This is a genomic window from Stenotrophomonas sp. PAMC25021, assembly GCF_004795795.1.
Classification (GTDB): domain Bacteria; phylum Pseudomonadota; class Gammaproteobacteria; order Xanthomonadales; family Xanthomonadaceae; genus Stenotrophomonas; species Stenotrophomonas muris.
Map to the genome: position 1 here is coordinate 679,284 of NZ_CP039255.1, position 26,095 is coordinate 705,378.

Genomic DNA, 26,095 nt, shown 5'->3' on the forward strand with positions numbered 1-26,095 from the left:
CCACATCCCGCAAACCGGCTTGGTGCTAGTGTGCGCCTCCCGGGATTCGATCACCACTCCATGGCCAAAGCGCCGCTTGACCTGACCTCCGGCCCGATCGGCCGCAATCTCCTGCTGTTTTCCCTGCCGATCCTGGCAGGCAACATCGCGCAGTCGCTGAACGGTTCGGTGAATGCGGTCTGGGTCGGGCGCTTCCTCGGTGAGGCGGCACTGACCGCCACCGCGAACGCCAACAACATCATGTTCTTCCTTATCGGCTCGGTGTTCGGCTTCGGCATGGCTTCGACCATCCTGATCGGACAGGCGATCGGCGCGCGCGACATCGCGCAGGCGCGGCGCGTGGTCGGCACCAGTGCCACCTTCTTCATCGGCCTGTCGGTGATCATCGCCATCGCCGGCTGGTTCATGGCCCATCCGCTGCTGGCAGCGATGGGCACGCCGGCCGCCTCGCTGCCATTGGCCGAGGCCTACCTGCAGATCATCTTCCTGGCGATGCCGACGCTGTACGCGTTCGCCTTCCTCACCGCCGCCCTGCGCGGTGCCGGTGATTCGCGCACGCCGTTCCGCTTCCTGATGGTATCGGTGGCACTGGACATCGTGCTGAACCCGGTACTGATCTTCGGGATGGGGCCCTTCCCCGCGCTGGGCATCGCCGGCTCGGCCTGGGCCACGCTGGTCGCGCAGACGTTGTCGCTGGCCGGCCTGCTGCTGTACATGCGGCACAAGCGCCACACCCTGTGGCTGGGCCGCGCCGACCTGCGCTTGTTCAAGCTCGACATGACCATCCTCAAGGCGCTGGTGGTCAAGGGCGTGCCGATGGGCCTGCAGATGGTGCTGATTTCGCTGTCGGTGATCCTGCTGATGACCATGGTCAACCAGTACGGCACCGACACCGCCGCGGGCTACGGCGCGTCCCTGCAGCTGTGGAACTACCTGCAGATGCCGGCGATGGCGATCGGTGCGGCGTGTTCTTCGATGGCCGCACAGAACGTCGGTGCGCAGCGCTGGGACCGCGTGCGCGGTACCGCACGCCAGGGCGTGCTGTTCAACTTCCTGCTGACCGGCGCGCTGATCCTGCCGTTGGTTGTGTTCGATCGCCAGCTGCTGGCGCTGTTCCTGCCGCCGGCCAGCCAGGCGCTGGACATCGCCCGCCACCTCAACCATGTGGTGATCGGCTCGTTCCTGTTCTTCGGCGTCAGCTTCGTGATCTCCGGCGTGGTGCGCTCCACCGGCGCGGTGATTCCGCCACTGCTGATCCTGGCCGGCTCGCTGTGGGGCGTGCGCGTGCCGTTCGCCGAACTGCTGCAGCCGTACTGGGGCGCCGATGCAATCTGGTGGAGCTTCCCGGTCAGCTCGCTGGTGTCGATGCTGCTGTCGCTGGCGTATTACCGCTGGGGCGGCTGGCGCAAGGCGAAGATGATGGGCAAGCCCTCGCATGCCGAAGAACTGGCGACGCCGTCGGAGATTCCGGCCTGTCCGCCGTCGCCGGTGGCCGACCCGGATGCCGCACCGCCACGGTAAGGTGGGTGCGGACCGTTGGTCCGCACAGGCCTGTCAGCCGAGCATGGGCTCGGCTCTACAGAAGACGGTCAGCGCTTCTTCTTCTTCGCCGCATTGAACGCCGCCGCTGCGCGCAGCAGCGCCTTGAACGCAGCGGCATCCGGCATCGCACCTTCATGGATGTCGATCGCACGCCGCGTGTTGCCCTCCAGGCTGGCGTTGAACAGGCCTTTGGGATCGGTCAGCGCCGCACCGTTGGCGAAGGTCAGTTTCACTGCCTGCTTGTAGGTTTCGCCGGTGCACAGGATGCCGTTGTGCTCCCACACCGGTGTACCGCGCCACTTCCAGGCTTCCTGCACGTCCGGCAGCGCTTCATGGATCAATGCACGCACGCGTGCCAGCGTTTCGCCGCGCCAGTCTCCCAGCTCGGCGATGCGTGCATCGATCAGTTCGGTCGCCGGGGTTCCGGCATCGTCAGGGTTCGGCGCGTGCGTGGCCATCAGCGGTTCTCGTCGGGAAAGGAATCAGAACGGTGGGCTTACATGCGCTCGCCGGGCAACGCGGCGGCCTGGCGCACCCAGTCGAGGAACTGTGCCTCATCCAGCGCGCCATCCTGTGCGATATGCAGGTAGCGCGTATCGGCACTCCTGGACGGCTCGGGCGGCATCGGCTTCAGCACCGCGCCACGAAAGAACGCCACCTTGATGTAGCGGGTGAAGCAATGGAAGCTGAGAAACCAGCCTTCGCCCGGCGCCACCGCATACATCGGCGAGTTCCACTTCACCGCCTTGTGCACGCCGGGTACGGCCCGTTCGATCAACGCATCCAGCTGTGCGCCGACCGGGCGTTTCCAGTCCGGCATGGCGGCGATGTATGCCTGCACCGGAGCATCGCCCTCGCCCTTGGCGATCCGGGGGTTGCCGCCGGACAACAGCGTGGGCGCGGTGGAAGGTGCGGTTCGCTTGGCAGGCATCGCACGGCACGTCCATCGGGATGAAACCGCAGCCTAGCGCGGCCCGTAGCCAGCGGTCACGGCGCAGTGCGCCATCGGCTCAGTCCGCCTGCCGCGCCCGGAACTGGCGCCAATCCGGCAGCTTGCGGTGGCGGCGCAGCGAGCGCATCAGCGCCGCCATCACAAGGCCGAACAGCGCGCCGGCCACCAGACCGGCCACCAGCAACAGCACCAGCGGACGTTCGCTGCCCTGCCACAGCATCAGCCACATCAGCGCGGTCCAGAACAGCCCGAACAGCAGGCCCTGCACCAACGCGTTGGTGCCAAAGCCGGCCAGGATCGGTGGCGGCAGTGCGATGCCCAGGCACCACAACAGGCGATGCAGCAACGGCGCCGATTGCACGCGTGCCAGCCCCTTGCCGTCGAGAAAGCGCAACGCCGACTGGATCACGGCCGGATAGCGAAGGTTGATGTCGTTCATCACCTGATCGTGGCCGATGCGATGCCGGAAACGCAAACGGCCACCCGAAGGTGGCCGTCGCGGCAACAACCGAAGTTGTTTATCAGGCCTTGTCGGCCAGACGGGCAGCCTTGGCGGCAGCAGCGGCAGCCAGGTCTTCCTTGATGCGGGCAGCCTTGCCTTCCAGGCCACGCAGGTAGTACAGCTTGCCGGCGCGGACCTTACCACGACGCTTCACTTCGACCGAGTCGATGATGGCGCTGTGGGTCTGGAAAACGCGCTCGACGCCGTAGCCGTGCGAGATCTTGCGGACGGTGAACGAGGAGTTCAGGCCGGCGTTCTTGGTGGCGATGACGACGCCTTCGTAGGCCTGCACGCGCTCGCGGCTGCCTTCCTTCACCTTCACGTTGACGACAACGGTGTCGCCCTGGCTGAACTTCGGCAGTTCACGGGTGATCTGGGCGGATTCGAATTCCGCGACGATGGACTTGTTCAGCTTGCTCATGGGTTACACCGATTCTTGTTCGGGTGGGCGTGTCGTATCGACAACGTAGGCTCATGCAGTCACCGGACTGTGCTGCACGTTTGTTTTGGGTACTGCGCGCGCCGACCAGGGTCGACGGGAATTGGCCATGATAGCCGATAAAGCCGACCCTGCGCTAGGGGCTGGCCTTCTGGTTCCGGGCCTGACGGCCCTGCTCCAGCAGTTTGCGGTCGGCCTTGCCCAGTGCCTGTTCATCCAGCAGGTCCGGGCGCCGCTCGGCGGTCCGGAGCAGCGACTGCTGGCGGCGCCAGGCGGCGATGGCCGCGTGGTTGCCCGAGCGCAGCACGTCCGGCACGTCACCCAGCGGGTGCTGGGCCGGCTGGCTGTAGTGCGGGCAGTCGAGCAGGCCGAGGTCGCCCTCGAAGCTGTCCTGCGCCGCCGATTCGGCGTCGTTCAGGGCACCGTCCTGCAGGCGGGCCACGGCGTCGATGATCACCGCCGCGCCCAGTTCCCCCCCGGACAGCACGTAGTCGCCGAGGGAGATCTCCTCGTCGACATTGGCCTCCAGGAAACGCTCGTCGATGCCCTCGTAGCGGCCGCAGAGCAGGACCACGCGCGGCAGCGCCGCCAGTTCCCGCACCTTGGCCTGGGTCAGCGGCGCCCCCTGCGGGCTGAGGTAGATCACCCGCGCCGGGGTCGGATCGGCCTCACGGATCGCCTGCAGGCAGGCCTGCAGCGGCTCGATCAGCATCACCATGCCCGGGCCACCTCCGAACGGACGGTCGTCCACGCGGCGGTAGTTGCCTTCGGCGTAATCACGGGGGTTCCAGCTGTGCAGGCTGAACAGCCCCTTCTCCTGCGCGCGCCCGACCACGCCCAGTCCGGCGGACTGGGCGAGGAACTCGGGGAACAGGGTGATGACATCGAAACGCATGCTCACGCTCAGAACTCGGGATCCCAGTCGACCACGACCAGGTTGGCCTCGAAGTCGACCGACTTGACGAAGTCCGGCTGCACGAACGGAATCATCCGCTCGCGGTCACCGCGGACCACCACCACGTCGTTGGCGCCGGTGCTGAACAGGTGCGAGACCTGGCCCAGGGCAACGCCCTCGGTGGTCTTCACGTCCAGGCCTTCCAGGTCCACCCAGTAGTACTCATCGGGCTTCGGTGGCGGCAATGCACTGCGGGCCACGTAGATCTCGGTGCCGTGCATCGCTTCGACGGTATCGCGGTCCTCGACGCCGGGGAAACGGGCGACCAGGTGCTTGCCGCTGTCGCGGCCACGCACGCCTTCAATCGTGGTTTCCACGCCGGACGGGCTGCGCACGATCCACGGCTGGTAACGGAAAATGGCGGAACGTGGCTCGGTCCAGGACTCGAGCTTGATTTCGCCGCGCACACCAAAAGCGCCGACAACCCTGCCCAGCAGGATGCGGCGCTCGATATCTTTCATCTGCTTCAACCAAGAGGGCCACGCCGAAGCGTGGCCCGTCAGGATCAGGCCGCAGCGGCCTGGGACTTGGTCGCTTCCTTGATCAGGTTGCGGACCTTGTCGGTCGGCTGGGCGCCGTTCTTGACCCAATGGTCAACGCGGGCCAGGTCCAGCTCGATGCGCTTCTCGGCGCCCTGGGCAACCGGGTTGTAGAAGCCAACGCGCTCGATGTTGCGGCCGTCGCGCGCGCTGCGCACGTCGGTGACGATGATGTGGTAGAACGGACGCTTCTTGGCGCCGCCGCGGGTCAGTCGAATCTTGACCATGGTGTTTTTCCTATTGCCCAGTCGCCAGGATGGCGAGGTAAGCGGGCGATTATAGCGGCAGAGCCCGGCCGAGCCAACCCCGGGGAACCCGCCCGGGGTCAGAACCCTTTTGCGCCGCAAAAGGGATCTGACCCCAATCTGTCCCAAGGCACCGCCGCCAGCACTGCCCTGCCCCGTTCAGCCAAGGCCTGCGAGCCGGGCAGGACATGCCCGTCAATGGCGTCCAGCGCCCAAAGACCGCTGGCGTTGCAGGCAAACGCGCTCTTCACACCGGCCAGGTCCGCCAGCCGCAACGGCTGCGTCGCCTGTGCCCCCGGCCAATGCTGCTTCAACAGCGCCTCGGCGGTCCCGCGCAGGGCCGGCGCCTGCGGCCAGAGCAGCCGTTCACCATCGTGCACGGCCAGGTTCCAGGTGCTCCCTTCACTCACGTCGCCATCGGCGGTCACGAACAGCACATCGTCGAATCCTTGCGCCATCGCCGCGCGCCGCTCGGCAAACAGGCCAAACGTGCCCACATGCTTGATCTGCGGCATTTCGCGCTGCCAGGCCACGCTGCGCACGCGCTTGGGCGCGGCCAGGGCCACCGGCGCTGAAACTGCCACCAGCACGTCCACCGGCACGGCCGCCAGCGGATTGCGGAAATCGAAGCGGCGCGAGTACACCGTCACCCGCAGCGAGGCATCGGCCAGGCCGGCCTGCCGCAGCGCCTGCGCCATCCACGCCTGCACCTGCACCGTGTCCAGTTCGCTGCCGAACAGTTCGCGCGTGGCCTGCGACAGCCGCGCCAGATGCAGGTCCAGCCCCTGCACTGCACCACCACGCACCTGCAGCGAGGTGAAGTGGCCGTAGTTCACCAGCGCCGGCAGCAGGTCCGCCACCTGCGCCGGCTGGCCATTGCAGGTGACCCTCATCGCAGCAGCGCCTGCGCCTGTTCCCACATGCCGCGCAGCACGTCGGCGGCCGGCTGTGCAGGCGCCATCCACGCCGACTGCCCGGCCCAGGCCTGCATCGCCGCCAGGCGATTTTCCTGCGCCGCCTGCCTGCGCATCGGGGCTGTCAGGCCGCGCTGCACCGGGTACGGGCGCGGCGCAGGGGCGCCTTCCGCAGCAGCGGCGCGCACATACGCGGTCGCCAGGCCACGGCCCAGGCGACCACTGAAGGCGCGGGTCGGCCAGGTATCTTCCGGTTCGCTGGCGGCCAGCCCATCGGCCCACGCCGACGCGATCGCCGCCTCGGGCGTGCGCAGGAAGGCGGTGCCGATCTGGACGGCGCTGGCCCCCAGGGTGAGTGCGGCAGCAATGCCACGGCCATCGGCGATGCCACCGGCAGCGATCACCGGAATCTGCAGGTGATCGGCCAGGCGCGGCAACAGCGCGAACAGCCCGACCAGCTGGCGTTCGGCCATTGCCGGATCAAACGCACCGCGATGGCCACCGGCCTCCATGCCCTGCGCCACCACGGCGTCGGCACCGGCGTCCTGTGCGGCACGCGCTTCGGACAAGGTGGTCGCGCAGGCGATCCAGGCAATGCCGGCGTCCTTCAGCTGCTGCACGTGGCGCGGCAGCAGCACGCCCATGATGGTCGACGCCACCGCCGGGCGTGCCGCAAGCAACGCAGCGAACTGTTCTTCGAAATCGGCAGGCGTGGCGTCGGCGGCGCTGGCCGGCACGTCCGGGCCCCACTGCGCGAGGAAAGCGCGGCTGGCGGCCTCGGCAGCGACATCACGGCTCGGTGCGGGGTCCGGCAGCCACAGGTTCACCTGCGCCGGGCCGGTGGAGGTCGCGCGGAAGTCCTCCATCCAGCGACCGATATCGGCCGACGACGACAGCACCGCGCCCATCGCCCCCATGCTGCCGGCATTGGCCAGCGCGGCGGACAACGGTACGGGGCAGGCACCGGCCATCGGTGCCAGCAGGATCGGAACGGATACGCCAAAGCGCTGGCAGAACGCCTCGACGCGGGAAGTTACAGCGGAACTCTGCATGACGGCCCATCGTTTCGGACAGGCCACCATGGTGCGCGCGGGACAGGGGTGGCGTCGAGCCTGCTGCTGCGCGCCGCCGCCCGAGCGTGGGCTCGGGCGCTACATCACACTGCGACCGGGGCCGTCATCAACGGAACGGCATGCCACGGCCGCCCATGGCACCCATCATGCCCTTCATGCTGCGCAGCATGCCCTTCATGCCGCCGCCGGCCATCTTGCTCATCATCTTTTCCATCTGCATGTACTGCTTCATCAGCTTGTTGACGTCGGCCGGGGTCACGCCCGAACCCTTGGCGATGCGCGCGCGGCGCGAGCCGTTGAGCAGGTTCGGGTTGCGCCGTTCCTTCTTGGTCATCGAGCCGATGATGGCGATCATGCGCGGCACTTCCTTGCCCTGGCTGACCTGCTGCTTCAGGTGGTCGGGGATGTTGCCCAGGCCCGGCAGCTTGTCCATCAGGCCGCCGATGCCGCCCATGTTCTGCATCTGCTCGAGCTGGTCGCGCATGTCGTTCAGGTCGAACTTCTTTCCCTTCGCGACCTTCTCGGCCAGCTTGGCGGCCTTGTCCTTGTCGACCTGCTGCTCCACCTGCTCGACCAGCGACAGCACGTCGCCCATGTCGAGGATGCGGCTGGCGATGCGGTCCGGATGGAACACGTCCAGGCCTTCCGGCTTTTCGCTGACACCGACGAACTTGATCGGCTTGCCGGTGATGTAGCGCACGCTCAGCGCGGCACCGCCGCGGGCGTCACCGTCGGTCTTGGTCAGCACCACGCCGGTCAGCGGCAGCGCATCACCGAAGGCCTTGGCGGTGTTGGCCGCGTCCTGGCCGGTCATGGCGTCGACCACGAACAGGGTTTCGGCCGGGTTCACGGCAGCGTGCAGGGCCTTGATCTCGGCCATCATCGCTTCGTCGATGGCCAGGCGGCCGGCGGTATCGACCAGCAGCACGTCGACGAACGACTTGCGCGCGTCGTCGATGGCGGCGCGGACGATGGCCTCCGGCTTCTGGTCGGCGCTGGACGGGAAGAACAGCACGCCGACCTGCTCGGCCAGGGTCTTCAGCTGCTCGATCGCGGCCGGGCGGTAGACGTCGGCCGAAACCACCATCACCTTCTTCTTGCGCTTTTCCTTCAGGTGCTTGGCCAGCTTGCCCACCGTGGTGGTCTTGCCGGCGCCCTGCAGGCCCGCCATCAGGATGATGGCCGGAGCGGGCACATTGAGGTTCAGGTCGCTGGCCTCGGCACCCATCACCGCGGTCAGCTCGTCGCGCACGACCTTGATCAGGGCCTGGCCCGGGGTCAGCGACTTCAGCACTTCCTGGCCGACCGCGCGCACCTTGATGCGCTCGATCAGGGCCTGCACCACCGGCAGCGCGACGTCGGCTTCGAGCAGCGCGATGCGTACTTCGCGGGTCGCCTCGCGGATGTTCTCCTCGGTCAGGCGGCCGCGGCCACGCAGGCGCTCGATGGTGCCGGAAAGGCGCTGGGTCAGGGACTCGAACATGCGGCGCAACCTGTCTGAAAGCGGGGGACAATAAGGCAGACAGTATAACGGGTCCGGCTGTCCGCCCGGACTGCGACCACCGGGCCGTCGCCAGCATCACAGGGGTATGCGAAACTGCAACGATGACAATCGTTCTCATCGCCGTCCTGCTCTACCTGGCTGCCAGTGCCCTGCTGGTGCGTGCGCTCGGCCGCGATGAAAGCACCGGCTCCCCCACCTGGCTGTGGCCGGCCCTGCCAGCGATGCTGCTGCATGGCGGTTACCACGTGATGGTGGCGATGCGCACCAACGGCGGGCCGGACATGCACTTCTTCGCCGCGCTGTCGCTGGTCGGCCTAGGCATGGCCTGGCTGACCTCGCTGGTGGGCGCGCGCGGCCGCATGTCGGCGCTGGGCGTGGTGGTGTTCCCACTGGCCGCGGTACTGCTTCTGGCCTATCACGGCTACGGCCACGAGCCGAGCAAGGTGCTGGGCTGGCGCCTGGCCAGCCATGCCTGGCTGGCGCTGCTGGCCTACGCCACGCTGAGCATCGCCGCGCTGCTGGCGATCATGCTGTGGCTGCAGGAACGCGCCCTGCGCCGCCGCGAGTTCCGCCCGTGGCTGCGCGCGCTGCCACCGCTGGCCGACCTGGAATCGCTGTTGTTCCGGGTGATCACGGTCGGCTTCGCGCTGCTGACCCTGACCCTGGTCACCGGCGTGCTGTTCGTCGACGACCTGCTGGCGCAGAAGCTGGTGCACAAGACCGTGCTGAGCGTGCTGTCGTGGATTGTGTTCGGCGTGCTGATGATCGGCCGTCGCCGCTACGGCTGGCGCGGCATGAAGGCGGTGCACTGGACGCTGGCGGCAATGCTGTTGCTGCTGCTGGCGTTCTTCGGCAGCCAGTTCGTGATCGAACTGGTGTTCGGGCATTCGCGATAAAGGCATGCCGACCAACGGTCGGCACCCACCCCAACATCACCGGGTAGTGCCGGCCGCTGGCCGGCAACTGAACCGCACCCTGCGCGGATGCTGCCGCCGATCAGGGAATCGACTGCGCCAGGATCTTCCGCACCGAGCGACCGCTGTTGGTGAGGATGTCATCGACCTGCCAGCAGCCCTGGCCCTGGCGCACCATCGGCAGACGGGTCACGTAGGCCTTCTTCCATACCGCATAGCGCATCTCGACCTGGCCGGCAGTGGCCGAGGCCTCTTTCCAGCGGTAACGCACCGGGGTTTCAATGTCGCCGTCCTGCGCATCCAGCCACGGGTCGGAATCGATCGTGCAGATGCCCTCTTCGCGCTGCTGGCAGGCACGCTCGCCACGCAGTGCCTTGCCGAACGCCGGGCTGACCAGCGCGGGCGGTGGCTCCAGCAGGTCACCATTGCCGGTCGTGGCTTCGAAGAAGGCACGGGCAACGGCCATGGGTTCCTGGCAGGCCGGTGCGGCCTGCACGGTGGGGGCCAGCAGCAGCCCGGCGATCACGAACATCCCTGTCTTTCGCATGTATTCCATTCCCTGGTGGTGATGATGATCCGTTGTAGAGCCGAGCCCATGCTCGGCTGCTTTCCGCGTGGGCCGAGCGCAGGCTCGGCTCTACAGGAGCGTGCAGCTTACAGCCCGTAACGCTCGATCACGTCCAGATGCGGCTGGCGATCCTGGTCACAGGCTTCAGCCAGGCGCAGCCAGCAATGCGGATGCGGCCACGTCGCGGTGTGCTGCTGGAGGAAGCGGTGCAGCGCCAGCGGCGCATGGTCCTGCGGCTGGGCGACGGTGAACAGCAGGCCGGGCAGCGTGCCCTCCTCCCTGTCGGGGTCGGTGACAGTGTAGTCCGGGCGGCTGTGCGACCACACCTTCCAACCCTGTGCTTCGGCCGCCTCGACGAAGGCATTCCACGCCTCTTCGCCCGGGTGCGCGCCATCGATCATCCAGCTGCGGGCGAAGCCGCCGCGCTCCAGCACATGCACCTGCGCATAGGTCGGGATGAAATGCTCGCGCGCTTCCTCCTCCTCGGGTGCCGGATGCACCAGTGCGGCATCGAACACCACCCAGTCGCCCACCTGCTGGGCGCGGTTGGACGGCGCATTCTCGACGATGCGCGCGGTCACCGGGCCGCTGCGGCGGGCGTAGTACTCCATCGGCTCGCCGTTCTCTTCGCTGCGGATGATCACCCAGCCCCATGGCTCCTCGACCACACCTTCCTGGCTGGACAGCTCCATGCCGATCGCCGCGGCCGAGCGGCGCACCGCGTCCCAGTCGCGCGCCGCGCTGGCCGCACTCATGTGGTCCCAATGCGCGGCGTTCGGCTCGTCCAGCAGCTCCACCAACTGCGCATAGCAGGCCTGGGCCTCACTGAAGCGGCCGGTTTCCATGTACATGCGCGCCAGCGTGCCGCGCGCGCCGTGCGAGCCCGGAGACAGCTCCAGAAGCGATCGGGCCGCCTGCTCCAGCGCCGGCCAGTCGGACACCCGGCGTGCGCGCTGCACGTCGCACCAGTGCGCGAACACCGGCACGCTGCTGCGGTAGACCTCGGCCAGCTGGCGCAGGCCGTCGTCGTCCCCCTGCTCGGCCAGCCAGCGCATCAGCGTGTAGGCTGCGGGACCATCGTTCTGCGCATGGCTGCGTACGAACCGCCACAACAGCGCTCGCGCCTCGGCCTGCGCGCCGCAGGCGCTCAGCGCCGAGGCGGCCATCTCGGCCAAGGCCTCGTCATCGGGCAGCTGCGCCTGCGCCTGCAGCAACCACTGCGCCTCGCGCTCGGGGTCGCGCGCCTGGTTCTGTTCGCCCTGCGCGTCCAGCCATGCCAGCAGCTCGCCGGCCGGCACCGGCAGCGGTGCGACATCCGGCAATGCATCGATGCGTGCCGCCAGGCCGGCCACCAGCGCTGCCGCCCCCCGGTCCTGGCGCAGCTGCGCCAGATGGGTGCGGGCCAGTTCCAGCTGGCGCAGCGCCACCCAGCGCGCACCACGCTGCAGCGCAAGCTCCAGGCTCAGCGCCGCCACTTCGATCAGCAGGCGATGCGAACCGACCCGGGCGAAGTGCTCGATGATCGTGTTGAAGCGCGTGCCCAGGTCCCACGTATTGCGCGCAGGGTCACGCTGGCACAGCGCTGCGGCGGTGTTCGCCCACAGCCGCCAGTAATTCGGGGTCAGCTCGCTCCACGGCACCAGCTGCTGCAGCGCTTCTTCGTCGCGGCCCAGCTGGGCCAACGCCCATGCCTTGGACAAGCGGCGCGGCACCGTGCAGTTGGCCGGCTCGTACTCCCCGGAGGCGGCCACTTCGGCTTCGCGCTTCTCGATCAGCGCCAGTGCCTCGTCGGCGCGGCCGACAGCGAGCAGGATCTTGATCTGCATCTCCGGGAAGCTGTCGAACACTTCCTTGCCACAGGCCTCCACGGCGTCGGCCTGCGCCTGCAGGTAATCCAGCGCCTCCTGGCCACGGCCATCGTCGAGCAGCGCATCGGCTTTCTCGCAGCTCAGGCACTGGAAGCAGGCCCAGCTGGGATCGATGCGGCCGAGGGTCTCGTCGCACACCTCGATGCGCTCGGGCACCCAGCCCGGGCCATCAATGTTGCCGTAGCAGGCGGCCAGGTCCTGGGTCACGCAGATCGACTGCGGGCATTCCAGGGTGTCTTCGCGGTGTGCCCGCTCGAACAGCGAAACGGCTTCGCCAAGTGCGCTCTCGCCTTCAACACGGTTGCCGACGCGGTTGCGCAGCGCCCAGTGGCCGACGTAGACGTCGACCCAGGGGTTGTCGAGCGCCTTGCCCAGTGCGCGTGCTTCGGGCAGCAGTGCATCGACGCGGTCGATCTGCAGTTCACTGACCTCGTCGGCGAGGCGGTTCAGCAGGTGCGCGTTCTGCGCCTGGCCGGCCTGGCGCAGGTCGCCCTGCAGTTTTTCGACCCAGTTCCAGATGTCCATGGGGTAAGTACTCCTGTCTAGCGAAGGCTGGATGAGAGGGCGCGGTGCTCAGCGCAGCATCTGCTGCAGGGCACCGGCGATATCGGTAAAGGCGCCGTTGAGATCCGGGCCCTGCGTGGCGGTCGTTGCCCGGGCCAAGGGACGGCCCTGCGCAGCGACGATGATCTTCAGCGAGCGCAGCAGGCGTGCCGCCGCTTCGGCCTGCGGGTGGCCCTCGCGCTGGGCGCGCAGCAGCGCCTGCACCGCCGGGTTGTCGAGGTTGAGGTACAGCCGCGAGGGTGCACGCGATTCGATGCGTGCGGTGAACTGGCGCGCCAGGCGCAGCGCCGCCATCGAAACGCGCTTGTCGTTCTCGTCGTCTTCCAGGCGCTGCTTCAGTTCGGCCTCGCGGTCGGGCACCACCACCACCGGCAGTGCTTCCGGGCTGAAACGCGCCGGCAGCAGCTGCTCGCCATCACCCAGCTGTTCGCGCAGCCAGGCCAGCTGCGCGTCGTCGAGGCTGTCATCGCTGCGGAACAGTGCGCGATTGCCCTGCTCGGTGCCGAGTTCAACCAGGCGCAGGCCCTTGGCCTGGGCCCAGCGCCGCAGGAACGGCACCACGGCGTAACGATGGCCATGCGCGACCGGCACCCCCATCGCGCGGAACAGCATCTCTTCGAAGCCACCGCCATTGTCGAGGATGACATGCACGGCACCGCGCGCCGGCAGGGCACTGGCCGGCAGGTCGCCCTGCGAGGTCGGCACGCGCACATGCTCCATCAGCAGGTCGAACAGGCGGTCATCGCACAGCGCCGCGCCCAGCAGCGCCTCGTTGTGGCGGCTCAATACGCGTCGCCACGCCTCCGGCTGCTGCCGCGCAACGTCGGCCAGACCATCGATCAGCGCCTCCAGCAAGGCATGTTGCACAGCGCGGTACTGGTCATCGCGCTGCAGGTCTTCGCGGCTGGCGGTGGGAGTCAGCCGCGAGGATTCGATCACCCCGCCGATGAAGCCGGCCCACGGCGGCAGCAGGTCACGGGCATCGTCATCCAGCAGCATGCCGCGCACGAACACCGACAGGTTGCGGTTGTCGCTGGTGCCATAGGTGGCCCCATCCTGCACCCACAGCAGGCCGGTGGCATCGCTGTTGCCGTCGGCACGCAGCGGCACGGTGACGATCGGCTCGAAATCGTGCTCGAAGCGCGCGGCGAACTGCAGTGCCTGGCGGCGTGCCTGCACCGGGTGCACGGCCACGTCACCCTGCCCCCGCCACGGCGGCGGCTCGGGGTTGAGCGCTTCGGTCGCAGCACCGATGAAGATCGGTTCGGACAGCAGCGCGCAGTAGCGGCCCAGCACCTCGTGCAGGCGCGCCTCGTTGGCCAGCGGCAGGAAGTCCGGATGCAGCTCCAGTTCCACCTCGGTGCCGACCGCACGTGCCGGCACTTCGCTGACGGTGTACTGCTCGGCATTGCTGGACACGTACAGATGGCCCAGCTCCGGCGTCTGGTACGAGGTGGTACGCACGCTGACCCGGCGCGCCAGCACGAAGGCCGACAGGAAGCCGAGGCCGAACATGCCGATCAGGCCTTCATCATCCTCGCCGCCCTGGCGCAGGCCACGGGTATAGCCGACGCCGACGGTGGCCAGGTAGTCGTGGATCTCCTGGCGGGTCAGGCCGGCACCGGTATCGGTGATGCGCAGCACGCCGGCACCGGCATCGACCTGCACCGAAATGCGCGAAGGCACCTCGACGCCGGGCTGCTCGATGCGGCGGCGGATGATCGAGTCGTGCGCGTTCTGCACCAGCTCACGCAGCGCCACCACCGGGGTGGAATACAGGTGCTTGCCCAGCACCGTCATCAGTCCATTGAGATCGACCCCGGCACGACGGATCTCGGCGTTGGGGGCGGTGAGCGCGGTGTCCTGCATGTAATCGTTTACTCCTGGGCACGGAAAGGCGCCAGAGGGCGCCTTCGTCGAGCGGGAAAAACTAGCACAGCCAGCCTGACCGTTGCCGTATATGACGTATGTAGAGGCAGGCCCCGCAGCAGCCCCCCATGCCTCACGCCGCGTCGATGGCCTCGGACAGGCGCTCCACCGCGATCACTTCCATGCCTTTCACCGATCCGCCCTTGGGCGCATTGGCCTTGGGCACGATGGCGCGCTTGAAGCCATGGGTGGCGGCCTCGCGCAGGCGGTCTTCGCCATTGGGCACCGGTCGGATCTCACCGGACAGGCCCACCTCGCCGAACGCAATCGTCTTTTCCGCCAGCGGCCGGTCCTGCAGCGAGGACAATACGGCCAGCAGCACCGGCAGGTCGGCGGCGGTTTCCTGCACGCGGATGCCACCGACCACGTTGACGAACACGTCCTGGTCGCCGACCAGCACGCCACCGTGGCGATGCAGTACCGCCAGCAGCATGGCCAGGCGGTTCTGCTCCAGGCCGACCGCGACACGGCGCGGATTCGACAGCGGCGACGCATCGACCAGCGCCTGCACCTCCACCAGCAGCGGCCGGGTGCCCTCGCGGGTGACCATCACGCAGCTGCCCGGCTGATGGGTGCTGCCGCCGGACAGGAAGATCGCCGATGGGTTGGAGACCTCCTTCAGGCCCTTGTCGCCCATCGCGAACACGCCCAGTTCGTTGACCGCACCGAAGCGGTTCTTGAACGCGCGCAGCAGGCGGAAGCGGCTGCCGCTCTCGCCCTCGAAATACAGCACCGCGTCGACCATGTGCTCGAGCACGCGCGGGCCGGCGATGCCGCCCTCCTTGGTCACGTGGCCGACCAGGAACACGGCGGTGCCGGTCTCCTTGGCGAACCGTACCAGCCGCGCCGCGCTCTCGCGCACCTGGCTGACCGATCCCGGCGCAGCGGTCAGGCTCTCGGTCCACAGGGTCTGCACGGAGTCGGCCACGATCAGCCGCGGGCCGGCCTTGGACGCATGCTGCAGGATCGATTCGACCCCGGTCTCGGCCAGTGCGTTGACCCCGTCCAGCGGCAGCTCCAGGCGGTGCGCGCGGCCGGCGACCTGCGCCAGCGATTCCTCGCCGGTGACGTACAGCACCGGCAGTTCGGCCGCCATCTTCGCCACCGCCTGCAGCAGCAGGGTCGACTTGCCGATGCCCGGATCGCCACCGACCAGCACCACCGCGCCCTCGACCAGGCCACCGCCCAGCACCCGGTCGAACTCGCCGATGCCGGTGGAGACCCGGCGATGCTCGGTCTGCTCCACGTCCTTCAGGGCGGTGATCTTCGGCGGGTCGATCTTGCCGGCCCAGCCGGCCCGGCGCGAAGCCGGCGCCTTGGCCGCCGCCGCGCTTTCCAGCACGATCTCCGACAGCGAGTTCCAGGCGTTGCACTCGGTGCACTGGCCCTGCCACTTGCTGAATTCGGCGCCGCATTCATTGCAGACGTAGGCGGTGCGGGCTTTTGCCATCGGATGATTTCCAGCAACGGGAACAGGCGTGGCAGGATAGCCGAGCCGGGTCGCAGGTGCTGCGACCACTCAAGTCCTGCCCACCTGCGCCGATAGGGGTCGCGGGCGTGCGCCTTGCGGGCGCCCCTCCCTCCCCCACTGGATTCATCATGACTGGCAGCTACAGTCAGAGCCTGGTCATCATCTCCCTGCTGGTGGCCATTCTTGCTTCGTACACGGCGCTGGACATGGCCGGGCGCCTGGCCACGGCCGAGGGTCGCGTGGCCCGCTGGTGGCTGGCCGGCGGCGCGGCGGCCATGGGCCTGGGCATCTGGTCGATGCACTTCATCGGCATGCTCGCCTTCGACCTGCCGATTCCGGTGGGTTACGACCTTGGCATCACCCTGTACTCGCTGGCGGTCTCGATCGGCGCCTCGGCCTATGCGCTGTGGCTGGTGTCGCGGCCCAGCCTGCCCTGGCGCCGGCTGCTGGCCGGGGCCGTGCTGATGGGCCTGGGCATCGCCACCATGCACTACCTGGGCATGGCGGCGATGCGCATGCAGCCGGGCATCGACTACCACCCGGGCTGGTTTGCCGCCTCCATCGCGGTGGCCATCGGTGCCGCCGGCGCCGCACTGTGGATCGCCTTCCGCCTGCGCGCCGAGCGGCGCAACACCCTGCTGCTGCGCGCGCTTGCTTCGCTGGTGATGGGCTTGGCCATCGTCGGCATGCATTACACCGGCATGGCGGCGGCGCGCTTCCCCGAAGGCAGCATCTGTGGCGCCGTCGGCAGTGGCGGCATCGACACGCGCTGGCTGGCGGTGCTGGTGATCGTCACCACCGTGGCCACGCTGGGCATCGCCCTGGTCGCCTCGCTGTTCGACCGGCAGATGCGCGTGCGCACCGGTCTGCTGGCCGATTCGCTGGCGCACGCCAACGACAAGCTGATCCAGGCCGCGCTGCACGACCCGTTGACCCAGCTGCCCAACCGCATGCTGCTGCAGGACCGCATCGAGCAGGCCATCGAGAAGGCGCGGCGCCGCAACCATGCAGTGGCGGTGATGTTCTGCGACCTGGACGGCTTCAAGGCGGTCAATGATGCGTACGGCCACCAGCTCGGCGACCGCCTGCTGGTGGCGGTGGCACAGCGCATCGGCGGCCAGCTGCGACCGCAGGATACGTTGGCCCGCCTCGGCGGCGATGAGTTCGTGATCGTGCTGGCCATCGACATTCCCGACGATGCGGTGGTGGTGGCCGAGCGCATCATCGCCGCGGCCGGCGAACCGTTCCTGCTGGATGCGGCCGAACTGCAGGTCAGCGCCAGCCTGGGCATTGCCCTGTACCCGGATGACGCCGGCAACGAGCGCGAGCTGATGGCCCACGCCGATGCGGCGATGTACCACACCAAGGAAACCGGGCGGAACGGCTACACCTTCTTCACCCCCTCGATGCAGCTCAGTGCCAACCGCCAGCTGCGCCTGCTGCAGGACCTGCGCAAGGCCATCGCCCGCGACGAACTGATCCTGCATTACCAGCCCAAGTTCCCTGCCGCCGGCGCACCGGCCACCGGGGCCGAAGCGCTGCTGCGCTGGCAGCACCCGGAGCTGGGACTGCTGGCGCCGGACGTGTTCATCCCCATTGCCGAGCGCAGCGGCCTGATCCTGCCGATCGGTGACTGGGTATTGGACCGCGCCTGTGCGCAGCTGCGGGCATGGCACCAGGCCGGGCATACGGAATGGTCGATGGCGGTGAACCTCTCGCCGCTGCAGTTCGCCTCGCCGGCACTGCTGGACAGCGTGCGCGAGGTGCTGCACCGGCATCGGATCGAACCGGCGCGGCTGACCCTGGAGATCACCGAGACCACGGCGATGAAGGACGTCGATGCCAGCCTCGCGATTCTCAACGACCTGACCGCGATGGGCGTGCACATCGCCATCGATGATTTCGGCACCGGCTATTCCAGCCTGCTGTACCTCAAGCGCATGCCGGCCACCGAACTGAAGATCGACCGTGCGTTCGTGCACGACCTGGAGCGCAATGACGAGGACGCCGCCATCGTCTCGTCGATCATCGCGCTGGGCCGCACCCTGCAGCTGCAGGTGGTGGCCGAGGGCGTGGAGACGCAGGCGCAGCGCGAGTACCTGAGCGAACTGGGGTGTGACCAGTTGCAGGGTTACCACCTGGGCCGACCGATGGACGCCGAGGAATTCCTGCGCCGGGTGGGGTGAGGCGCCAGGTCCGGGGTCGGATCCCTTGCCGCAGGCAAGGGCTCTGACCCCATCCACGCATGGCGTGGATCTCCTGGTAGAGCCGGCCGCTGGCCGGCTTCGCGTAATTGCCGGCCAGCGGCCGGCACTACCACCCTGTGCCGGCCATGCCGGGTGGGATCTCTTGCACAGGCAAGGGCTCTGACCCCATCCACGCATGGCGTGGATCTCCTGGTAGAGCCGGCCGCTGGCCGGCTTCGCGTAATTGCCGGCCAGCGGCCGGCACTACCAGCCTGGTGGGTGCATGAAACGCGCAACCACAGCAAACAGAAAGGCCGCCCGAGGGCGGCCTTTCTGCGTGGCAACGTCGCGAGGACGTCAGTGCATCATGTGCACGTTCATGTTGTGCATGACCCACAGGGTGCCGATCACGATGATGCCGATCACCACAACGGTGAAGGCCGCAGCGTTGACGTTCCAGCGGCTTTCCGAAGAGCGGTCCAGATGCAGGAAGAACACCAGGTGGACCAGCATCTGCAGCACCGCGGTGACCGCGATCACCACACCGTTGACGGTGCGCGAGAAATCACCCGACATCACCATCCAGAACGGGATGACGGTCAGCACCACCGCCAGCACGAAGCCGATCAGGTACGACTTCACGCTGCCGTGGCTTTCGCCGCCGGTGCCGTGGTCGTGTGCGTGGTTGTCATGTGCCATTACAGCGCTCCATTGAGGTAGACGACGGAGAACACGCCGATCCAGATCAGGTCCAGGAAGTGCCAGAACAGGCTCAGGCACGCCATGCGGGTCTTGTTGGTCGGGGTCAGGCCGTACTTCTTCAGCTGCACGAACATCACCAGCAGCCACAGCAGGCCGGCGCTGACGTGCAGGCCGTGGGTGCCGACCAGGGCGAAGAACGCCGACAGGAAGGCACTGCGGTCCGGACCGTAGCCCTGATGGATCAGGTGCTGGAACTCATAGACTTCCATGCACATGAAGCCGAAGCCCAGCAGCCAGGTAACCGCCAGCCACAGGAACATCTGGCCAACCTGCTTGCGGTGCATGGCGATCATGCCCAGGCCGAAGGTCAGCGACGAGGTCAGCAGCAGCGCGGTTTCCCACGCCACGAACGGCAGTTCGAACAGCTCCTTCGCGGTCGGGCCACCATCGGTACCGCCTGCCAGCACCACGTAGGTGGCGAACAGCGAGGCGAAGATGAGGCAGTCGCTCATCAGGTACACCCAGAAACCGAAGACGGTGTTGCCGCCGGTGTCGTGGTGCTCGTGGTCGTCATGGCCATGGGCCGCCGCGTGCGCGGCGTGCCCGTGGCTCAGGGTCGAGGTATTGGTGCTCATGCCTTCAGCTCCGACTTCACCAGGCCCTGGGCTTCCAGGTGCTTGCGGTGTTCGTTCTCGATGCGTTCCACCTCGGCGGCCGGGACCCAGTAGTCCACGTCCTGGTCGAAGGTGCGGTAGATGAACGTGGCGATCATGCCGACGAAGCCGACGATGGCCAGCCACCAGATGTGCCAGATCATCGCGAAGCCGAACACCAGGCTGAAGGCACCGATGACAACGCCCGTGCCGGTGTTGCGCGGCATGTGGATGTCGGTGTACTTGGCCGGCTTCGGCCAGGCTTCACCGCGCTGCTTGCGCTCCCAGAAATCGTCCAGCTCGGTGACTTCCGGCAGCGTGCCGAAGTTGTAGAAGGCCGGCGGCGAAGAGGTTTCCCACTCCAGCGTACGGGCATCCCACGGGTCGCCGGTCAGGTCGACGGTCTTCTTGCGGTCGCGGATCGAGACGGCCACCTGGATGATCTGGCACAGGATGCCGGCGCCAACGATGAAGGCACCTGCGGCGGCGATCAGCAGCAGCGGCTCATAGGCCGGGTTGACCGTGCTCTGCAGGCGACGGGTCATGCCCATGAAGCCCAGCACGTACATCGGCATGAAGGTCACGTAGAAGCCGATGAACCAGCACCAGAACGCGCACTTGCCCCAGAACTCATTGAGGCGGAAGCCGAACATCTTCGGCCACCAGTAGGTGATGCCGGCGAACATGCCGAACACCACGCCGCCGATGATGACGTTGTGGAAGTGGGCGATCAGGAACAGGCTGTTGTGCAGCACGAAGTCGATGGCCGGGATCGCCAGCATCACGCCGGTCATGCCGCCGATGACGAAGGTGACCATGAAGCCGATGGTCCACAGCACCGGGGTGGTGAAGTGCACGCGGCCGCGGAACATGGTGAACAGCCAGTTGAAGATCTTCACGCCGGTCGGGATCGAGATGATCATCGTCGTGATGCCGAAGAAGGCATTGACGTTGGCACCGGAGCCCATGGTGAAGAAGTGGTGCAGCCACACGATGAACGACAGCACGCCGATGCAGGCGGTGGCGTAGACCATGCCCTTGTAGCCGAACAGCGCCTTGCGCGAGAAGGTCGCGATGACTTCGGAGAACACACCGAACGCCGGCAGGACCAGGATGTACACCTCCGGGTGACCCCAGATCCAGATCAGGTTGATGTACAGCATGGCGTTGCCGCCACCGTCATTGGTGAAGAAGTGCGTACCCAGGTAACGGTCCAGGGTCAGCAGCACCAGGGTGATGGTCAGCACCGGGAAGGCAGCGACGATCAGCACGTTGGTCACCAGGGCGGTCCAGGTGAACACCGGCATCTGCATCAGCTTCATGCTGGGGGTACGCATCTTCAGGATGGTGATGAAGAAGTTGATACCGCTCAGCGTGGTACCCAGGCCTGCGACCTGTAGACCCCAGATGTAGTAGTCCATGCCGACGCTTGGACTGTATTCGATGCCCGACAGTGGCGGGAATGCCAGCCAGCCGGTGGCAGCGAACTCACCGATCCACAGCGACAGCATGATCAGCACCGCACCGGACACGAACAGCCAGAAGCTGAGCGAGTTGACGAACGGGAACGCGACGTCGCGCGCACCGATCTGCAGCGGCACGGCCAGGTTCATCAGGCCGGTGATCAGCGGCATCGCCACGAAGAAGATCATGATCACGCCGTGGGCGGTGAAGATCTGGTCGTAGTGGTGCGGCGGCAGGTAGCCCTCGGAGCCACCGACGGCGATGGCCTGCTGGGTACGCATCATGATGGCGTCGGAGAAACCGCGCAGCAGCATGACGAAGGCGACGATGAGGTACATCACGCCGATCTTCTTGTGATCCACCGAGGTGAACCACTCCTTCCACAGATAGCCCCACAGCTTGAACTTGGTGATCAGGGCGACGACGCCCAGGCCACCAAGAACCGCGCCGATCAACGTCGTCAGGACGATCGGATCGTGGGGGATCGACTCAAGAGAGAGTTTTCCCAACATGTTCATTCTCCCGAACCCGCGTGGCCGGCATGGCCTGCGTGTTCGTGTTCGTTGGCATCCAGGTTTTCACCCGATTCCTTGGAATCATGCGCGTCACTGGGGGCATGGCCCTCGTGCGCTTCATGGGTGGCGGCATCGGCAGCGGCGGCACCAGCATGCGAGTGCTTCATGCCGTAATGCTTGTTGTCGCCCATGTGCTTGGCGATAACCCAGTCGAACAGGCCTTCTTCGGTCTTGCCGAAGTAGGTGACCGGATACCACTCGGCGTTGCGTGCTTCACCCAGCGCCTTGAACGAGGCCTTGTCCAGGGTCTGCTCACCGGCGCGGACCTGGTCCAGCCACTGGCGGTATTCGGCATCGGTGACCGAGTAGGCGGTGAAGTGCATCTTGGCGAAGCCCGCGCCGCTGTAGTGCGAGGACATGCCCGGGAATTCGCCGGTCTCGTTGGCGATCAGGTGGAGCTTGGTCTCCATCGCAGCCATCGAGTAGATCATGCTGCCCAGGTGCGGGATGAAGAACGCATTCATCACCGAATCGGACGTGATCTTGAAGTTCAGCGGCGTGTTGACCGGGAACTTGATTTCGTTGACGACCGCCACCTTCTCTTCCGGATAGATGAACAGCCACTTCCAGTCCAGCGAGATCGCCTCGATGGTGACCGGCTTGACGTCCGAATCCAGCGGACGATACGGGTCCAGTGCGTGCGACGAACGCCAGGTCAGGACCGCCAGCACCAGCACGATCATGCAGGGAATGGACCACACCACCACCTCGATCGCCGTCGAGTGGGACCACTTCGGCTCGTAACGGGCCTTGGTGTTGGAGGCGCGATACTTCCACGCGAACGTCAGGGTCATGATGATGACCGGGATGACGACCAGCAGCATGAGCACGGTGGCCGTGATCAGCAGGGTCTTCTCATCCTGGCCGATCTGGCCCTTCGGACTGAGGATGGCCACCGCATCGCAACCGGTGAGCATCACCAGCAACGACAGCAGCAGGCCCGGGCGCAACCAGCGCCCAAGGGTTTTCAACGGAATCATCGGTCGATCCAATTGCGAGGGAATGCCGTTCCCCGTCCCTGCCTGTTCCGGCCAAAAGCCGGTCCCACCGGTCCGGAAGACAGGCAGGGAGGTGGGGTCGAGTCAGCCTTTCAATTTTAGGCCGTCACCCACCATTTAAGAAAGGCATTGACATTGATCGAGCGCAGGAAAGGCCCGATTCTGGCTGCGACACGTTGTCGCACCGCACGGGTGTGACGGGCCCATGACCCAGGACTGCGTGCCGGCCCCGCGCGCTCGTGGGGCCATTCGCCCTCGTTCGGCAAAGTCACCTGAACCGGTTCAGCGTACTGGCGGGTGCCTGGCGTGGGATGCTCTGCACAGGAGGAAGCCCCCGATGGACAAGATCGACTTCAAGAAGCGCGACCGGGCGCTCTATCAACCGCCCGCCGGCAGGTTCGTACCGGTCGATGTGCCGCCCCTGCCCTACGTGATGGTCGATGGTCGCGGCGACCCGAACACGGCCCCCGCCTACCTGCAGGCCGTGCAGTGGCTGTATTCGGTGAGCTATGCATTGAAGTTCGCGCTGAAGGCCGAAGGGCGCGACTACGTGGTGCCACCGCTGGAGGCGCTGTGGAGCGCCGAGGACCCGGCCAGCTTCATCGCGCGACGCAAGGATGAGTGGGCCTGGACCGTAATGATCCGCACGCCCGAGGGCATCGGCCCTACGCAGTGGCAGGCCGCGATCAGCAAGGCGCGCACGAAGCTGGGGATGCGCCGCCCAGCCTCCGCCATGAAATCCTTGCCGAGGGCCCCAGCCTGCAGACCTTGCACGTGGGCGCCTACGACGACGAAGGCCCCGTCCTGGCGCATCTGCATGACGAAGTGATGCCCGCACTGGGTTACACCTTCGCCGGCCCCCATCATGAGATCTACCTGAGCGACCCGCGCAGGACCAACGCGGCGCGGTTGAAAACCGTGCTGCGGCAGCCGGTGCGGCCGATCAAGCCTGATGAGGATTCCGGCACATGACACAAGGAATGCCATGCACCTGATCAACCGACTGCTGCACTGGACCACCCTGCCCGCCGGGCGCCGCCTGATGGCCGTGCTGGGTGCCGCGCTGGTGATCGTGCTCGCCTGCAATCCGGATCTGCTGCCGTTGTTGCCGGTGGTGGATGCGCTGGGGCTGGACGTGCTGATGCTGCTGCTGGGTGCGCAGGTGGTGGCGGTCCTGCCTTGGGTGCGGGAGCGGGCCGGGCGCGGAATCAGAGTGCTCGCACGCCTGCTGATCGGTGCATCGGCGGGAGCAGCGGGTGGCTATCTCCGGCAGCTGGCGTGGTGGCTGGCACAGGATGCGGTGGTCGCTGGACGCAAATGAAGGCGCGTTTCGATCGGTGACGTTGCCGACCAACCCTGTTCCTTGGGCAGAAACAGAAAGCCCCCGCGAGGGCCGGGGCGTTCTGTTGATGGACCTGCTCGCCTTACGTGGAGCGCGCCTAGAACGCGGTCGGACCGATCTGAATCACGCCATCATGGGCCAACGCGAGACGGATCTTGGTTCTGCCACCCGCCGTGACCATTTGGGAAATCTCTCGCCTATGCGCCGATTCATCCCCCCACGAACAGAGACCTTTGCCTGCGAAACTTGCGCTGACAATGCGATTCCCGGCGGGAACAGGCAGCGAGACAGACTCTCCCCGCTGCAGATGGGCTGCCAAGGTGCCGTCGATATACAGTGCAATCGGGCACGCCCCACCAACCGCGCCAACGTCGCGCGTAACAATTACCTGTCCGGAAGCAGTGTCACCGATCCCATTGAAGGCGAAAACCCGCTCGGCGGGCACCGGTTGCGCCTGTTCGGAGCTGATCTGGCGGGTTGCACAGCCGGCAAGAACGACGCACGCAATCAGACTCAGCACGATCTTCTTCATGAGATCCGCCGTTTATTGAAACTGTGTTGCCCGGTCCAGCGCCGCAAGCAATACACCTTGGCAATGTTAACCCCGACCAAGCAGGTACATGCCCGCGGTTCCATCGGACGCTGGCGCGGGCCCTGGGCCGGCGCCAGCACAGCCCAAACAAAAAGCCCCGACCAAAGGCCGGGGCTTTTCTACAACTGGTGCCGGAAACAGGAGTCGAACCTGCGACCTACGCATTACGAATGCGAACGATTCTCATTTTAGTCATTTAAAAACAATGACTTATTGAACTCAAGGGAAAACCTTGGGAAAATCCATTCTTCTAATCAAGGACTGAACGAATGGCCCGTCCCAAAAAAACCGCCCGCACAAAGGGCGTCTACGACCGCGGTTCGGCGTTCCAAGTGAAGATCAAGCGCAAGGATGCAGCGGGCAACCTGCACGCCATCAACCGCACTTTCCCTTACAGCGAAGCGACCCGAGCCAAGGCCCTCGCCCAGGCCGAGGCGTTCGCTTCTGCAGAGCGCGCCGCGCTCCACGAAGAGAAGCAACCCGCCTCCAACCTGATGAGCAGCCAGAGCCTGGGGGTCTGGATCGAGCGCTACATCGCCGAGGTGCTCTCACTCAAGGCCAAGGATGGCAAGAAGAAGGGGAGCGACAACGATGCGCGCCTCTTGCGCCTGCTCGCCAAGCGCTTCCCCGCCACCTTCAGCAAGCCGGTGGACAAGCTCACGCCCCAGGACTTCGGCCTCGCCAACGGCGGCATGGCCCGGTCTTTGGAAGATGACTACTACCTCGCCCCGGCCACCATCACTCGCCAACTCGCCGTTCTCTCCAGCGTCTTCACGGCAGCGATCAAGCGCTGGGGCTTCAAGATGGACAACCCCATCCACGCCACGCTCAAGCCCAAGGTGAGGAACGAGCGCGAGCGGGTGGTCACTGATAAGGAGTGGGCGGACATCCTGACCGCCCTTGCCCCCATGTCCGCGGCCACCCGGGGCGCCATTGCCTTCCTGCGCTGGACCGCGGCCCGCCGCAGCGAAGCCATCAAGCTGCGCTGGGAAGATTTGGACTACAGCAAGCAGCGCCCCGAGGCCACGTTCCGGGACACCAAGAACCCCAAGGGTGGCAAGCCCATCCATCGGACCATCTTCCTCACTCCTGAAGCGGTTGCGGTGCTGGACACCCTGACCAAGGAGCTCCACGCCGCCAAGCTGCGCAAGGATCGCATCCCGCCCTCTCCCCAGAACCCGCCCGCCGTGCGCCCCAGCTCCGGTTTTGTCTTCAGCTTGGACGAGGGCAAGACCTCGATTGCCTCGGACACGCTCACCCAGGCCTGGGGACGCGCCCGCGAACAAGCGGGGGTGACCGACGCCACCCTGCACGACCTGCGCCACACCCGCATCACCGAGCTGGCCAACTTGCTGCCCATGCACCAGGTCATGCAACTCTCGGGGCACAAGACCACCCAGATGCTGACCCGTTACTACAACCCTGACATGCAAGATTTGGGCGAGCTTTTTGAGGTCACGAAAGCAGCGGCTGAAAAAGCCCAGCGGGACTACTTGAAAAAGACGAGGAAGAAAAAAGGCAGTTGACTTCGCCTTGGTGTGTGCTATGGCTTTCAACGGGACGGGGTTTCTTACTCCTTTTTCCCTGCCCCACTAAGCCCCCGA

General features: G+C 66.5%; 24 protein-coding genes and 1 pseudogene. 6 read left to right on the forward strand and 19 right to left on the reverse strand.

The annotated features are described in order from the left end of the window. Nucleotides 1-60: 60 nt before the first annotated feature. Nucleotides 61-1,521, forward strand: a complete 1,461-nt coding sequence (locus E5790_RS03260; protein ID WP_014646406.1) for an MATE family efflux transporter — start codon at nucleotides 61-63, stop codon at nucleotides 1,519-1,521. A 68-nt stretch (nucleotides 1,522-1,589) separates the two neighbouring features. Here the strand turns inward: E5790_RS03260 and E5790_RS03265 are convergent, their stop codons facing one another. The 10 genes from E5790_RS03265 to ffh all read right to left on the reverse strand — a co-directional run bounded on the left by E5790_RS03265 (nucleotide 1,590) and on the right by ffh (nucleotide 8,644). Further along, nucleotides 1,590-2,000, reverse strand: a complete 411-nt coding sequence (locus E5790_RS03265) for a DUF1801 domain-containing protein (protein ID WP_111205791.1) — start codon at nucleotides 1,998-2,000, stop codon at nucleotides 1,590-1,592. 38 nt (nucleotides 2,001-2,038) lie between these two features. Continuing rightward, nucleotides 2,039-2,473, reverse strand: a complete 435-nt coding sequence (locus E5790_RS03270) for a DUF1801 domain-containing protein (RefSeq protein ID WP_032956352.1) — start codon at nucleotides 2,471-2,473, stop codon at nucleotides 2,039-2,041. A 79-nt stretch (nucleotides 2,474-2,552) separates the two neighbouring features. Continuing rightward, the gene (locus tag E5790_RS03275; protein WP_111205792.1) at nucleotides 2,553-2,933 is read right to left on the reverse strand and encodes a DUF6404 family protein; all 381 of its coding nucleotides are present in this window, start codon (nucleotides 2,931-2,933) and stop codon (nucleotides 2,553-2,555) included. An 82-nt stretch (nucleotides 2,934-3,015) separates the two neighbouring features. Further along, a complete protein-coding gene (rplS, locus tag E5790_RS03280; RefSeq protein WP_005415736.1) occupies nucleotides 3,016-3,417 on the reverse strand; it encodes a 50S ribosomal protein L19 in 402 nt (133 codons plus the stop codon). A gap of 154 nt (nucleotides 3,418-3,571) precedes the next feature. Beyond that, nucleotides 3,572-4,330: a tRNA (guanosine(37)-N1)-methyltransferase TrmD gene (gene trmD / locus E5790_RS03285; RefSeq protein WP_111205793.1), complete on the reverse strand. Its 759-nt coding sequence runs from the start codon at nucleotides 4,328-4,330 to the stop codon at nucleotides 3,572-3,574. A gap of 8 nt (nucleotides 4,331-4,338) precedes the next feature. Further along, the gene (gene rimM / locus E5790_RS03290) at nucleotides 4,339-4,851 is read right to left on the reverse strand and encodes a ribosome maturation factor RimM (protein WP_010483256.1); all 513 of its coding nucleotides are present in this window, start codon (nucleotides 4,849-4,851) and stop codon (nucleotides 4,339-4,341) included. Nucleotides 4,852-4,895: 44 nt separating this feature from the next. Next, nucleotides 4,896-5,156: a 30S ribosomal protein S16 gene (gene rpsP / locus E5790_RS03295; RefSeq protein ID WP_005415733.1), complete on the reverse strand. Its 261-nt coding sequence runs from the start codon at nucleotides 5,154-5,156 to the stop codon at nucleotides 4,896-4,898. A 98-nt stretch (nucleotides 5,157-5,254) separates the two neighbouring features. Beyond that, nucleotides 5,255-6,067, reverse strand: coding sequence for an aminotransferase class IV family protein (locus E5790_RS03300; RefSeq protein WP_111205794.1), 813 nt, complete (start codon nucleotides 6,065-6,067; stop codon nucleotides 5,255-5,257). Continuing rightward, nucleotides 6,064-7,140: a nitronate monooxygenase gene (locus E5790_RS03305; protein ID WP_111205795.1), complete on the reverse strand. Its 1,077-nt coding sequence runs from the start codon at nucleotides 7,138-7,140 to the stop codon at nucleotides 6,064-6,066. Before E5790_RS03305 ends, E5790_RS03300 begins: the two co-directional genes overlap by 4 nt. A 127-nt stretch (nucleotides 7,141-7,267) precedes the next feature. Further along, complete coding sequence (ffh, locus tag E5790_RS03310; protein ID WP_014036403.1) at nucleotides 7,268-8,644, reverse strand: signal recognition particle protein; 1,377 nt, start codon at nucleotides 8,642-8,644, stop codon at nucleotides 7,268-7,270. 122 nt (nucleotides 8,645-8,766) lie between these two features. Between ffh and ccsA the strand changes: the two genes are divergently transcribed. Further along, nucleotides 8,767-9,561 (forward strand): cytochrome c biogenesis protein CcsA, encoded by a 795-nt coding sequence (ccsA, locus tag E5790_RS03315; RefSeq protein ID WP_014646399.1) that lies wholly within the window; start codon nucleotides 8,767-8,769, stop codon nucleotides 9,559-9,561. 100 nt (nucleotides 9,562-9,661) lie between these two features. Here the strand turns inward: ccsA and E5790_RS03320 are convergent, their stop codons facing one another. From E5790_RS03320 to radA, 4 genes are all read right to left on the reverse strand, one after another. Then, entirely contained in the window at nucleotides 9,662-10,126 is a 465-nt protein-coding gene (locus E5790_RS03320) for a hypothetical protein (protein ID WP_134966754.1), read from the reverse strand. 107 nt (nucleotides 10,127-10,233) lie between these two features. Continuing rightward, a complete protein-coding gene (locus E5790_RS03325; RefSeq protein ID WP_046429547.1) occupies nucleotides 10,234-12,540 on the reverse strand; it encodes a tetratricopeptide repeat protein in 2,307 nt (768 codons plus the stop codon). Between the two features lie 48 nt (nucleotides 12,541-12,588). Next, nucleotides 12,589-14,448 (reverse strand): ATP-binding protein, encoded by a 1,860-nt coding sequence (locus tag E5790_RS03330; protein ID WP_049441477.1) that lies wholly within the window; start codon nucleotides 14,446-14,448, stop codon nucleotides 12,589-12,591. Nucleotides 14,449-14,581: 133 nt separating this feature from the next. After that, a complete protein-coding gene (gene radA, locus E5790_RS03335; RefSeq protein WP_014646395.1) occupies nucleotides 14,582-15,958 on the reverse strand; it encodes a DNA repair protein RadA in 1,377 nt (458 codons plus the stop codon). A 149-nt stretch (nucleotides 15,959-16,107) separates the two neighbouring features. On the opposite strand from radA, the gene E5790_RS03340 reads away from it, so the two are divergent. Then, the gene (locus E5790_RS03340; RefSeq protein ID WP_111205796.1) at nucleotides 16,108-18,165 is read left to right on the forward strand and encodes a bifunctional diguanylate cyclase/phosphodiesterase; all 2,058 of its coding nucleotides are present in this window, start codon (nucleotides 16,108-16,110) and stop codon (nucleotides 18,163-18,165) included. Nucleotides 18,166-18,522: 357 nt separating this feature from the next. On the opposite strand, the gene cyoD is transcribed toward E5790_RS03340, so the two are convergent. Genes cyoD through cyoA form a run of 4 tightly spaced genes read right to left on the reverse strand, consistent with a single transcriptional unit; the run spans nucleotide 18,523 to nucleotide 22,539 of the window. Beyond that, complete coding sequence (gene cyoD / locus E5790_RS03345; RefSeq protein WP_005415725.1) at nucleotides 18,523-18,864, reverse strand: cytochrome o ubiquinol oxidase subunit IV; 342 nt, start codon at nucleotides 18,862-18,864, stop codon at nucleotides 18,523-18,525. Beyond that, on the reverse strand, nucleotides 18,864-19,502 hold the full coding sequence (gene cyoC, locus E5790_RS03350; RefSeq protein ID WP_111205797.1) for a cytochrome o ubiquinol oxidase subunit III: 639 nt from the start codon (nucleotides 19,500-19,502) through the stop codon (nucleotides 18,864-18,866). The genes cyoD and cyoC overlap by 1 nt, the downstream gene beginning before the upstream one ends. Then, nucleotides 19,499-21,496 carry a cytochrome o ubiquinol oxidase subunit I gene (gene cyoB, locus E5790_RS03355; RefSeq protein ID WP_032956371.1) on the reverse strand — a complete coding sequence of 666 codons (1,998 nt, stop codon included), beginning with the start codon at nucleotides 21,494-21,496 and terminating at the stop codon, nucleotides 19,499-19,501. Before cyoB ends, cyoC begins: the two co-directional genes overlap by 4 nt. A 2-nt stretch (nucleotides 21,497-21,498) precedes the next feature. Further along, complete coding sequence (cyoA, locus tag E5790_RS03360) at nucleotides 21,499-22,539, reverse strand: ubiquinol oxidase subunit II (protein ID WP_014646391.1); 1,041 nt, start codon at nucleotides 22,537-22,539, stop codon at nucleotides 21,499-21,501. A gap of 355 nt (nucleotides 22,540-22,894) precedes the next feature. On the opposite strand from cyoA, the pseudogene E5790_RS03365 reads away from it, so the two are divergent. Beyond that, nucleotides 22,895-23,529 (forward strand): annotated as a pseudogene (locus E5790_RS03365) (GyrI-like domain-containing protein). Nucleotides 23,530-23,542: 13 nt separating this feature from the next. Then, the gene (locus E5790_RS21970; RefSeq protein ID WP_111205798.1) at nucleotides 23,543-23,878 is read left to right on the forward strand and encodes a hypothetical protein; all 336 of its coding nucleotides are present in this window, start codon (nucleotides 23,543-23,545) and stop codon (nucleotides 23,876-23,878) included. Nucleotides 23,879-23,996: 118 nt separating this feature from the next. Here the strand turns inward: E5790_RS21970 and E5790_RS03375 are convergent, their stop codons facing one another. Continuing rightward, entirely contained in the window at nucleotides 23,997-24,431 is a 435-nt protein-coding gene (locus tag E5790_RS03375) for a hypothetical protein (protein ID WP_111205799.1), read from the reverse strand. Nucleotides 24,432-24,760: 329 nt separating this feature from the next. On the opposite strand from E5790_RS03375, the gene E5790_RS03380 reads away from it, so the two are divergent. Continuing rightward, nucleotides 24,761-26,017, forward strand: coding sequence for a site-specific integrase (locus tag E5790_RS03380; protein WP_024957459.1), 1,257 nt, complete (start codon nucleotides 24,761-24,763; stop codon nucleotides 26,015-26,017). Nucleotides 26,018-26,095: the final 78 nt, after the last annotated feature.